At 69.6% G+C, this 8,512-nt stretch carries 10 protein-coding genes and 1 pseudogene; 10 read left to right on the top strand and 1 reads right to left on the bottom strand.

What is annotated here, in order from left to right:
- From A5692_RS12840 to A5692_RS12795, 10 genes and pseudogenes are all read left to right on the top strand, one after another.
- A pseudogene (locus tag A5692_RS12840) lies at positions 1-262 on the top strand (MCE family protein); the annotation flags it as partial.
- A 56-nt stretch (positions 263-318) separates the two neighbouring features.
- Entirely contained in the window at positions 319-1,503 is a 1,185-nt protein-coding gene (locus tag A5692_RS12835) for a cation:proton antiporter (protein ID WP_068056502.1), read from the top strand.
- 87 nt (positions 1,504-1,590) lie between these two features.
- On the top strand, positions 1,591-1,857 hold the full coding sequence (locus A5692_RS12830; RefSeq protein ID WP_068056510.1) for a hypothetical protein: 267 nt from the start codon (positions 1,591-1,593) through the stop codon (positions 1,855-1,857).
- A 112-nt stretch (positions 1,858-1,969) separates the two neighbouring features.
- Entirely contained in the window at positions 1,970-2,968 is a 999-nt protein-coding gene (locus tag A5692_RS12825) for an NAD(P)H nitroreductase (RefSeq protein ID WP_068056500.1), read from the top strand.
- Between the two features lie 42 nt (positions 2,969-3,010).
- Entirely contained in the window at positions 3,011-3,571 is a 561-nt protein-coding gene (locus A5692_RS12820; protein WP_068056497.1) for a hypothetical protein, read from the top strand.
- A 58-nt stretch (positions 3,572-3,629) separates the two neighbouring features.
- The gene (locus tag A5692_RS12815) at positions 3,630-4,754 is read left to right on the top strand and encodes a 4Fe-4S dicluster domain-containing protein (RefSeq protein ID WP_068056496.1); all 1,125 of its coding nucleotides are present in this window, start codon (positions 3,630-3,632) and stop codon (positions 4,752-4,754) included.
- A gap of 19 nt (positions 4,755-4,773) precedes the next feature.
- Positions 4,774-5,589 (top strand): FAD/NAD(P)-binding protein, encoded by an 816-nt coding sequence (locus A5692_RS12810; RefSeq protein WP_156766058.1) that lies wholly within the window; start codon positions 4,774-4,776, stop codon positions 5,587-5,589.
- A complete protein-coding gene (locus A5692_RS12805; protein ID WP_067919841.1) occupies positions 5,589-6,356 on the top strand; it encodes an oxidoreductase in 768 nt (255 codons plus the stop codon). The genes A5692_RS12810 and A5692_RS12805 overlap by 1 nt, the downstream gene beginning before the upstream one ends.
- Positions 6,353-7,645 (top strand): Ni/Fe hydrogenase subunit alpha, encoded by a 1,293-nt coding sequence (locus A5692_RS12800; protein WP_068056492.1) that lies wholly within the window; start codon positions 6,353-6,355, stop codon positions 7,643-7,645. Before A5692_RS12805 ends, A5692_RS12800 begins: the two co-directional genes overlap by 4 nt.
- Entirely contained in the window at positions 7,642-8,142 is a 501-nt protein-coding gene (locus tag A5692_RS12795) for a hydrogenase maturation protease (RefSeq protein ID WP_068056490.1), read from the top strand. Before A5692_RS12800 ends, A5692_RS12795 begins: the two co-directional genes overlap by 4 nt.
- Here the strand turns inward: A5692_RS12795 and A5692_RS12790 are convergent.
- On the bottom strand, positions 8,093-8,497 hold the full coding sequence (locus A5692_RS12790; protein ID WP_068056488.1) for a DUF302 domain-containing protein: 405 nt from the start codon (positions 8,495-8,497) through the stop codon (positions 8,093-8,095). The genes A5692_RS12795 and A5692_RS12790 overlap by 50 nt on opposite strands.
- Positions 8,498-8,512 lie beyond the last annotated feature (15 nt).

Genomic DNA, 8,512 nt, shown 5'->3' with positions numbered 1-8,512 from the left:
CGGCGGGCTGGCCGGCGTGGTCGGCGGCGCGCCCAACCCGTACACCTACCCGGAGAACCTGCCGCGGGTGAACGCGCACGGCGGACCCGGCGGCGCCCCGGGGTGCTGGCAGCCCATCACCCGCCACCTGTGGCCCGCACCGGAATTAGTGATGGACACCGGCAACAGCATCGCGCCGTACAACCACCTCGACACCGGATCGCCGTACGCGATCGAGTACGTCTGGGGACGCCAGGTCGGGGACAACACGATCAATCCCTAGAACCGCGCCCCGAAGAATGCAGAATGTCTTGATGCTGGCGCGCGGGGACCGCTGACGTGCCGGGGTTTGGCTTCCACACCCTGGCCCTGCTGACGGCCATCGGGTTGGCCGGTCCGCTGCTGGCCGCGGTGCCGCGCCTTCGGATACCGGTGGTCATCGGTGAGCTGATCGCGGGGCTCGTCGTCGGTCGGACCGGTTTGAACGTCGTCGACGTGACCAACCCGACGTTCCAGCTGCTCGCCAACGTCGGCTTCGCCCTGGTCATGTTCGTCGTGGGCACCCACGTCCCGGTCGGCGCCGGCACGCTGCGCGCGTCGCTACCGCAGGCGCTGGCGCGGGCGACGCTGGCCGGCGCCGTCGCGGCGGCGTTCGCCGCCGGGCTTGCGGCGGCCTTCGGGACCGGCCACGCGGCCATGTACGCGGTCCTCATGGCCTCCTCGTCGGCGGCGCTGGCACTTCCGGTGATCGACTCGCTGCGGCTGCGGGGGCCGCAGGTCGTTGCCGTCACGGCGCAGATCGCGGTCGCCGACGCGGCCGGTATCGTCCTGCTGCCGTTGGTGATCGACCTCCGGCATGCGGGCGCCGCCGCGCTCGGCGCGCTGGCGGTGGCCGGCTGCTCAGTGCTGCTGTATGTGGTGCTGCGCCGGTCCGACGCCGGCGGCTGGCGGCGCCGCATGCACGTCTACTCCGAAAACCGCCGGTTCGCGCTCGAACTGCGGACCAACCTCATCGTGCTGTTCGCCCTGGCCGCGCTCGCCGTCAGCACGCACGTGTCCGTCATGCTGGCCGGCTTCGCGGTGGGCCTGGTGGTCGGCATGGTCGGCGAACCGCGCCGGCTGGCCCGTCAGCTGTTCGGGATCACCGAGGGTTTCTTCAGCCCGCTGTTCTTCGTCTGGCTGGGCGCCTCGCTGCAGGTACGCGAGCTGGGTGCCCACCCGAAACTCATCCTGCTCGGCGCGGGCCTGGGGCTCGGAGCCGTGCTGGCGCACTGCGTGGGCAGGTTGCTCGGTCAACCGTTCACCCTGGCGGTGCTCTCGGCGGCTCAGCTCGGCGTGCCGGTGGCCGCCGCCACCATCGGCACCGAGGAACACCTGCTGGTCGCCGGTGAAGCCTCCGCGCTGATGTTCGGCGCCTTGCTGACGATCGCCGCCGCCTCGATCGCCGGCGCGGTCGCGTCGCGCAACCAGGTGACCAAAGGCCCTACCGCCGCGGGACCTCCGCATCCTCGAACGCACGACTGAAGCACTCGCCATCCGGTTGCGTTCGGCCCTGTGGCCGCAACCGGGTGAGTGGTCGGATGGAACCCACGCTCGATCGAGGAGGCCGTGATGAGGTTCACCACACGACGCCACCATCTGCGGCCCCTGCCGACCGCCACGATGTTCCGGGTTACCGATCGCCTGCACTGCGGGCGCACCGTCCGGGTCCCGGGTCACGAGATCGCTCCCCTCGTGTCGGCATGGCTGGCGGAGCTCGGCGCCCACAGCCCCCTGGTCGACGAGCTGGCCCGGGCGGCGTGCGTGGGTGACTGGGCGGTGGCCTATGCCATCGGCGATCAGCTGTCCGTCGACGTGGCGATCTCGGCGGCCGCGTAGCTACCGGATTGGCCCAAAGTCCCTCGGCCTAGTGCCGTCCTGCTCTGGCCGGGCGGGCTGCAAATCCGCAATCGTAGACAGCACGAAGCGATATCCGAAGGGAACGACCGCCATGAACACTCGATTTCCGGATGCCGGCACGGTCCGGACGGTCTTGAGTTTGGCATCCCGGGCACCTTCGGTGCACAACACCCAACCGTGGCGGTGGCGCGTGGACGCGGCGAGTCTGCATCTGTATTCGGACGCGAGTCGGCAACTGCCCAACACCGACCCGGACGGCCGGGATCTCATGTTGAGTTGCGGTGCGGCGCTGCATCACTGCGTCGTCGCGCTCGCGGCGGTCGGGTGGCTCTCCAAGGTGACCCGGCTCCCGAATCCCGCCGACCCCAGCCACCTGGCGGCAATCGAACTTTCGCCACACCGCGCGGACACCGTCGACATAGCGCTGGCCGCCGCGATACCGCGGCGGCGAACCGACCGCCGCTACTACAGCTCGTGGCCGGTGCCGGTCGGCGATGTGGCCCTGATGGCGGCGCGGGCGGCGCGAAGCGGCGTGACCCTGTGCCAAGTCGAAGACCTCGACAATCTGCGCAACATCGTCGCCCAATCCGTCCGGGATCACTTGAGCCAGGACTATCTTGCCGAGCTCACGACATGGAGTGGGCGCTACGCGTCGGTGGCCGGCGTCCCCGCGCGCAACACGCCCGTGCCGGATCCGGCCGCGAAGATTCCGGGCCGGTTCTTCGCCGGGGCGGTGCTGCCCATGCCGCCGGACTCGTCCTCGGCCGAGGACAACGCCGTCGTCCTTGCCCTGGGCACCCGCAACGACGACCGCCTGGCCCAGCTGCGGGCCGGCGAGGCCACCAGCGTCGTGCTCCTCACCGCGACCTCACTGGGGCTGGCCAGCTGCCCGGTGACCGAACCGTTGGAAACGCCCGAAACGCGCGCGGCGGTCCAATCCGACATCTTCGGCGACAGCAGCTATCCGCAGATGCTGCTCCGGGTGGGCTGGGCGCCGATCAACGCCGACCCCTTGCCGGCGACACCGCGGCGCGAGCTGTCGGACTTCGTCGAGTGGGCGGTCGATCACGAGCACCAGGTCGTCCACTGAGACGGCGGATGCATTCAAAACGATTGCGGCGCAAAGGAAACCATGGACACGTTCACGTTGGACCCGCGCCGCTGGCGGGTGGCACGGCTTTGCGGTCGTAACCCGTTGCTTCGCCGGACGGACCGCATCGAGGCCCTGGTCCTTCTCGTCGCGCTGGTCGTGACCCTGATCGCCGTCCCCGTGGCCGGTGTGGTCGGCGCGGTGACCTACGAGGCGCGGGATCGGGTGTACACCCGAGAGGCGCACGAACGCCACCGCGTGACGGCAAGGGTGGTCGACGCCAGGGTCGAGGACCTGGGTCTGACCGTCGTGCAGGCGAAGTGGCCGGGACCGACCGGCGAGCGCGGCGGGCCGCTGGAACTCGCCGAGCGCGCCGAGGCGGGCGGAACCGTGGAAATCTGGGTGGACCGGAACGGCGATCCGGTGGTCGCGCCCACCCCGACCTGGCTCGCCGCGGGCGAGGCGGTCGGCGTGGCGGTGGTGACCGCGCTGTCGGCGATCATGGTGATGGCGGCGCTCGTCGCCGTCGTCCGATCGCGGCTGGACCGGGCTCGCGACGCCCTGTGGGAACGTGACCTCGAGCTGTTCGCTGAGACCTGGTAGTCGGTGGCCCCGTTGTCAACCCCTATACAGCACAGTCGAATTGGCGGATGATGTGGCGATGAGCGGAGACGGCGAAGATTCCGGTGCCGCATCGTTGGACACCGCCGGGCTGCACCGCCTCGTCGAGGTCCTGGTCGAGCGCGGATACCGCGTCGTCGGTCCGACCTTGCGGGATGACGCCATCGTCCTCGACGAACTCGACTCCGCGGCGGACCTGCCGTGGGGGTGGGGCGTCGACGTGGCCCCGGGGCATTACCGGGTGCGCCGGCGCGACGACGACGCGGCCTTCGGGCATTCGGCGGGGCCCCAGTCATGGAAGCAGTTCCTGCACCCCCCGCGGCGCCGGCTGTGGTCCGGCAGCCGAGACGGGTTCAGCACCGCCGATTCCGACGAGGAGGTTCCGCGGTACGCGTTCCTGGGAGTGCGTGGGTGTGACCTGGCCGCGATCGCGACGCTCGACCGGGTCCTCGGCCGTGGCCAGTTCCCCGACAACTCCTTCGTCCGCCGGCATCGGCAGATCTTCGTGGTCGCGGTGAATTGTACGGAGCCGGGCGGGTTGTGCTTCTGCGCCTCGATGGGCACCGGCCCCGCGGCCGGCCCCGGCTACGACTTGTCCCTGACCGAGCGGCCCGACGGCGATGGTGTGACCTATGTGGTCGAGGTGGGCACCGACGAGGGTGCCGACGTCCTTGCGGCCGTTCCCCATCGGGGTGCCGACGATGCGGAGATCGATTCGGCGCACGCCGCGGTGCAGGCCGCGTCCCACCGGATGGGCCGCCAGATGCCGGACACCGACCTGCGCGCCCTGCTGCTTCGCTCGCGCGAGTCGCCACAGTGGGAGGAGGTCGCCAGTCGCTGCCTGACGTGCGGCAACTGCACGATGGTGTGCCCCACCTGTTACTGCACCAGCACCGAAGACGTCAGCGACCTGACCGGCGAGCATGCCGAGCGCTGGCAGCACTGGGCGTCGTGCTACGAGTTCGATTTCACCTACGTGCACGGCGGCGGCAGCGTGCGCCAGTCCCCGGAGTCGCGGTACCGGCATTGGATCACCCACAAGCTGGGCACCTGGCACGACCAGTTCGACATGTCCGGCTGTGTCGGCTGCGGGCGGTGTATCGCCTGGTGCCCCACCGGGATCGACATCACCGAAGAGATGAACAAGATGGCCCGCGATGACTGACGGCCCACCACCGTCCCCGATGGCGCCCAACCCCTACCGGGTACGCAGCCGCGTCGTGGAAAGCCCCGATTCGGCGACACTGTGCCTCGAACCGCTCGGCGAAGTCCTGCGCACGCCGCAGCCCGGGGAGTTCATGATGCTGTACGCCTTCGGCATCGGGGAGGCGGCGATCTCGATCAGCGGCGATCCCACGGTCACCGACGGCTCGATCACGCACACCATTCGCGCGGTCGGGGCGGTGAGCCGCGCCCTGCACGACGCGCAGCCGGGCGCCGTCATCGGGGTGCGCGGCCCGTTCGGCACCACCTGGGGGCTCGAGGAGGCCGCCGGGCGAGACCTGGTCATGGTCGCCGGCGGCGTGGGATTGTGCCCGCTGCGCCCGGCGATACTGGGCGCGTTGGCCGAGCGCGCGCGCTACGGCAAGCTGATCCTGATCGCGGGCGCCCGCTCGCGCGACGACTTCGTGTTCGCCGCCCAGCTCGAGAAGTGGTCCGCCGACCCGCAGATCGAACTGCACTTGACCGTCGACGTCCCGGTCCACGGCTGGCGCGGCGAAGTCGGCCTGGTCACCGAGCCGCTGAAGCGGCTCGCGCTGAATCCCGGCCGCACCACCGCCTTTCTGTGCGGCCCGGAGCCGATGCTGCGGTTCGTCGCGGAGGCGTTGTTGGCCAAAGGCATGGCCGCCAACGATATTCGGGTATCGCTGGAGCGCAACATGCAATGCGGGATCGGAACGTGCGGCCACTGCCAGCTGGGCCAGTTGCTGGTGTGCCGCGACGGGCCGGTCGTCGGTTACGACGTCGCCGGTCCGCTATTGACAGTCAAGGAGCTGTAATGGGCCCCACTTTGGCCGTGTGGAAGTTCGCGTCCTGCGACGGTTGCCAGCTGACGCTGCTCGACTGCGAGGACGAGTTGCTGACCCTCGCCGACCAGGTGCAGATCGCTACCTTCGCCGAGGCGTCGAGCTCGATGGTCGGCGGACCCTACGACGTGTCACTCGTCGAGGGGTCCGTCACCACCCATCACGACGCGCAACGGATCCGCGAGATCCGTGAACAATCCAAGGTGCTGGTCACCATCGGCGCGTGCGCGACGGCCGGGGGAGTGCAGGCGCTGCGCAACTTCGCCGACGTCGACGAGTTCGCCTCCGTCGTCTACGCCAGGCCCGACTACATCGACACGCTGGCGACGTCCACCCCGGCGGCCGCGCACGTCAAGGTCGATTACCAGGTGCAGGGCTGCCCGATCGACCGCGGCCAGCTGCTGGATACCCTCGCCGCGCTGCTGATCGGGCGCAAGCCGCGGCTGCCGGCCAAGACGGTGTGCACCGAGTGCAAAATGCGCGGGGTGACGTGTGTGCTGGTCGCCGACGGCACCCCGTGCCTGGGCCCGGTCACCCACGCCGGCTGTGGGGCGTTGTGCCCCAGTCATCGTCGTGGCTGCTACGGCTGTTTCGGCCCGGCGGCGACGCCGCAAATCGGGACACTGATTCCGCTGCTGCGCCGCGACGGGATGTCCGACGGTGACGTCGACCGGGTGTTCTCGACGTTCAACGTCGCGAAGTTCGCCGCCGAACGAGACAGTGCGCGGAGCAAGCCGTGAACCCGGAGACCCGCACGCTGTCCGTCGGCACCCTGACCCGCGTGGAAGGCGAAGGGGCGCTGCATGTCACGCTGAAGGACGGCGCGCTGCAGACCGTCGAATTGAACATCTATGAGCCGCCACGATTTTTCGAGGCGTTTCTGCGGGGACGCGCCTACACCGAGCCGCCGGATCTCACCGCCCGGGTATGCGGAATCTGCCCGGTCGCCTACCAGGTGAGCGCCTGCAACGCGATCGAAAGCGCCTGCGGCGTGGAGGTGGACCCAGAGCTCGTCGCGCTGCGCCGGCTGCTGTACTGCGGCGAATGGATCCACAGCCACATGCTGCACATCTATCTCCTGCATGCACCCGACTTCCTTGGCTACCCCGACGCGATCGCGCTGGCCCGCGACGAGCGCGAGATCGTCGAACGCGGCCTGCGACTGAAGAAGGCGGGCAATGCGCTGATGGACTTCGTCGGTGGGCGATCGATACACCCGATCAACGTGCGGCTGGGCGGGTTCTATTCGGTGCCCAGCCGCTCGCAGTTCGCTCCCGTCGCCGAGCAGTTGCGCGGGGCGCTGGACGACGCGGTCGCGACGGTCGAGTGGGTGGCCGGTTTCGACTTCCCCGATCTCGAACTCGACCATGAGATGTTGGCGCTGAGCCGCAGCGACCTCTATCCGATCGAGAACGGCGTCATCGCGCGCAGCGCCGGGGAGTCGTTTCCGGTGGCCGACTTCACCGAGCACGTGCGTGAGTCGCAGGTGCCCCATTCCACCGCCCTGCACGCGACACTGGACGGCGGCCGCTACCTCACCGGCCCCTTGGCGCGCTATAGCCTGAACTCGTCGGCTCTTTCACCGATCGCGGCCCAGGCGGCAGCCGCGGCCGGGCTCTCAAACCAATGTCGAAACCCGTTCCGCAGCATCATCGTTCGCGCGGTCGAGGTCGTCTACGCGATCGAGGAGGCCCTGCGCATCATCGACGAATACGAGCGGCCGCCACGGCCTTTCGTCGACGTCCCGGCCCGGCCGGGAACCGGGCACGGCGTCAGCGAGGCGCCCCGCGGCCTGCTGTATCACCGCTACGACATCGATCACGGCGGGCTGGTCTCCGCGGCGACGATCATCCCGCCGACATCGCAGAACCAGGCCGCCATCGAAGCGGATCTAGCCCGGGTGGTGTCCGACAACCTCGCCCTCGATGATGCCGCGCTGACGGCCCTGTGTGAGCGGGTGATTCGCAGTTACGATCCCTGCATTTCCTGCTCGGCGCACTTCCTGACCCTCACGGTGCAGCGACAGTGAGCGAGGATGACCGACCGGTTGCCGTGATCGGGCTCGGCAACTGCTACCGGCGAGACGACGGCGTCGGTGTCGCCGCCGCCACCGCGCTCGGCGACCTCGCTTGGCCGAACGTCGTTGTGACAACCGGCATCGCGGAGCCGATCGGTCTCCTCGAGGCGTGGACGGGCGCGGGGCTGGCCGTGGTCATCGACGCGGCGGTCGCCGACAACGCCACGCCGGGTCGCATCCATCGCTATGAGCCGAGCGAAGTGCCCGACCAGCCCGACGGATTGAGCTCGCACAGGGTCGACGTCGGCCGCACTCACGCGCTGGGTCGAGCGCTCGGGCGGGTGCCCGACGCGGTGGTGGTGTTCGCCGTCGAGGCGGCAGACACCGGCCCGGGCACCGGGCTGACCCCGCGGGTCGCCGCGGCCGTGCCGGTGCTGGTCGACATGGTCACCGCCGAGATCAACGGCTTTCGGTCAACGACGCGATCGCGGCACACACGTTCGCGGTGAGCTCGGCGGCGAGGGCGATGAGGGCCGGCTCGCCGGTGACCTCGATCACGAGCCTGGGATCCATCGCCTCGACGATCACCGTCCCCGCGGCGCCCCGGTCGGCGCGCACCAGCACGTTGCACGGCAGTATGAGCCCGATCTCTCGATCCACACTGATGGCTCGATGCGCCACGGCCGGATTGCACGCACCGAGGATCCGGTAGTCCTCCATATCCACCCCGAGCTGATCGCGCAGCGTCGCTCTGACGTCGATTTCGGTCAGGACGCCGAACCCGTGCTGCGCCAGGGCCGTTCGGGTGCGAGCGAGCGCGTCGTCGAACCTGGTCGCCAATCTGGTTGACAATGCGGCATTCATCGCGATGCGCGCGTC

This window comes from Mycobacterium sp. E342 (assembly GCF_001667665.1).
GTDB lineage: Bacteria > Actinomycetota > Actinomycetes > Mycobacteriales > Mycobacteriaceae > Mycobacterium.
The sequence above is the reverse complement of the archived record's forward strand: the minus strand, read 5'-3'. Positions and strand labels throughout refer to the sequence as shown.

Excerpts from the sequence above, each read along its gene's own strand:
- A5692_RS12815 (WP_068056496.1), top strand. The coding sequence starts at position 3,630 with ATGAGCGGAGACGGCGAAGATTCCGGTGCCGCATCGTTGGACACCGCC.
- A5692_RS12825 (WP_068056500.1), top strand. The coding sequence starts at position 1,970 with ATGAACACTCGATTTCCGGATGCCGGCACGGTCCGGACGGTCTTGAGT.
- A5692_RS12810 (WP_156766058.1), top strand. The coding sequence starts at position 4,774 with ATGGCGCCCAACCCCTACCGGGTACGCAGCCGCGTCGTGGAAAGCCCC.
- A5692_RS12820 (WP_068056497.1), top strand. The coding sequence starts at position 3,011 with ATGGACACGTTCACGTTGGACCCGCGCCGCTGGCGGGTGGCACGGCTT.
- A5692_RS12790 (WP_068056488.1), bottom strand. The coding sequence starts at position 8,497 with ATGAATGCCGCATTGTCAACCAGATTGGCGACCAGGTTCGACGACGCG.
- A5692_RS12830 (WP_068056510.1), top strand. The coding sequence starts at position 1,591 with ATGAGGTTCACCACACGACGCCACCATCTGCGGCCCCTGCCGACCGCC.
- A5692_RS12805 (WP_067919841.1), top strand. The coding sequence starts at position 5,589 with ATGGGCCCCACTTTGGCCGTGTGGAAGTTCGCGTCCTGCGACGGTTGC.